This window comes from Arthrospira sp. PCC 8006, assembly GCF_046480465.1.
GTDB lineage: Bacteria > Cyanobacteriota > Cyanobacteriia > Cyanobacteriales > Microcoleaceae > Limnospira > Limnospira platensis.
This window is the reverse complement of sequence record NZ_PKGG01000432.1, coordinates 1-1,730: the sequence shown is the minus strand read 5'-3', so window position 1 is coordinate 1,730 and position 1,730 is coordinate 1. Positions and strand designations below refer to the sequence as shown.

Sequence of the window (1,730 nt, the reverse complement as noted above, 5' to 3'; positions counted from 1 at the left end):
CGGGAAACCGATATAAGTGACGGTTGGAGTGGGGGGTGTCGAGGTGGTTGCGATCGCCGTTGATTGTTGATTATAATTATGGGAGCCGGGATTGTTGGGTTGATATGAACTATTCCTCTGCATTAGCTGTAATTCAAGAAAAATACCCCCATGTGGCAGTGATTGAGGTGTGGGCGAATGTCCTGTTTTTACGAATGACTAAGGGGCGTTGTGTTTTCTACCCGAAAAAGGGGACGATTTGGGCGCACCTGGAAACGGGGACTTGGGTGTTGGCGGCGGATAATCAAGTGGCGGCGAGAAAGTTATATAAACAAATGGCAATTAAACTGCATCCTGATAAGCAGTCGGGTAGTCACGAGAAGTTTATTAAGCTGACAAATTGTTATGAAAATTATGAAGCAATTAGAATTAGATTTGGGGCTGAATTTGACGACGACTACCCGGAAGACCCCAAATACTCCAAATACCACTACTACACCGCCAGACAAAGCCACGAGTGGTTCAGAGAAACCTACAGCAGTTATAAAGCCTGGGTTAAAAGACAGAAAGAACACGACGAGTACGCTAGACGACAAATCGAAGAACTCGGCGTGCCTTTTTGATGAAACCAGTCGCCGGGTGCTAGAGAGAAGACCTCGATTTGAGAAGGATTATCAGCAACAGTTGGTTTATTATTTGACTAAGGCTTGTCAGTATCTGCCTTGGCGTTTATATATAGAGTTCGAGGTGAATGTTAGGGGAAAGCAGCGTTTTATTGACTTGGTGTTAAAAACCCCAAGCCCTCAACATATATTGATGGAGTTGAAAAAAGGGACGATAACTATTGAGATTATTAATGAGGTTTTGGAGAGAGGCTATGTGGAGGGGTATAAGCAACGCACCAAGAATAGTAAATATCCGATACTTTATATTATTGGTAAATCGGTTAGTGCTGAGGCTGAAGAATATACTAATCTGACTAATCAACAGTGGAAGAGAGAGTTTAAAAGGTGTAAACATAAACCTCAAGTTATCCTGAGAACCTATTCTAAATTAATGGGGTTTTTGGACTCTCGGTTAACGGAAACTGATATCGGTGGTTTTGAGTTGGACCGGGTGAGGCGGGATGTTCCTTTATTGTATGAGTTGCCCATGGGGGATTGATTACCATAAAACATGATATTTGTCAAGGTGCGAATAACCGAATACTTTATGCCGGGAAACCGATATAAGTGACGGTTGGAGTGGGGGGTGTCGAGGTGGTTGCGATCGCCGTTGATTGTTGATTATAATTATGGGAGCCGGGATTGTTGGGTTGATATGAACTATTCCTCTGCATTAGCTGTAATTCAAGAAAAATACCCCCATGTGGCAGTGATTGAGGTGTGGGCGAATGTCCTGTTTTTACGAATGACTAAGGGGCGTTGTGTTTTCTACCCGAAAAAGGGGACGATTTGGGCGCACCTGGAAACGGGGACTTGGGTGTTGGCGGCGGATAATCAAGTGGCGGCGAGAAAGTTATATAAACAAATGGCAATTAAACTGCATCCTGATAAGCAGTCGGGTAGTCACGAGAAGTTTATTAAGCTGACAAATTGTTATGAAAATTATGAAGCAATTAGAATTAGATTTGGGGCTGAATTTGACGACGACTACCCGGAAGACCCCAAATACTCCAAATACCACTACTACACCGCCAGACAAAGCCACGAGTGGTTCAGAGAAACCTACAGCAGTTATAAAGCCTGGGT

At 43.6% G+C, this 1,730-nt stretch carries 3 protein-coding genes; all 3 read left to right on the top strand.

Annotation, left to right across the window (positions count from 1 at the left end):
* Positions 1–104: 104 nt before the first annotated feature.
* Positions 105–602 (top strand): hypothetical protein, encoded by a 498-nt coding sequence (locus B9T16_RS28400; protein ID WP_014273904.1) that lies wholly within the window; start codon positions 105–107, stop codon positions 600–602.
* 16 nt (positions 603–618) lie between these two features.
* Entirely contained in the window at positions 619–1,143 is a 525-nt protein-coding gene (locus B9T16_RS28395; RefSeq protein WP_410246360.1) for a hypothetical protein, read from the top strand.
* A 156-nt stretch (positions 1,144–1,299) separates the two neighbouring features.
* Positions 1,300–1,730: hypothetical protein (locus B9T16_RS28390; RefSeq protein ID WP_410246359.1), on the top strand; the 431-nt coding region annotated here is incomplete at its 3' end.

Coding starts and splice junctions, on each gene's coding strand:
- B9T16_RS28400 (WP_014273904.1), top strand. CDS start 105: ATGAACTATTCCTCTGCATTAGCTGTAATTCAAGAAAAATACCCCCAT.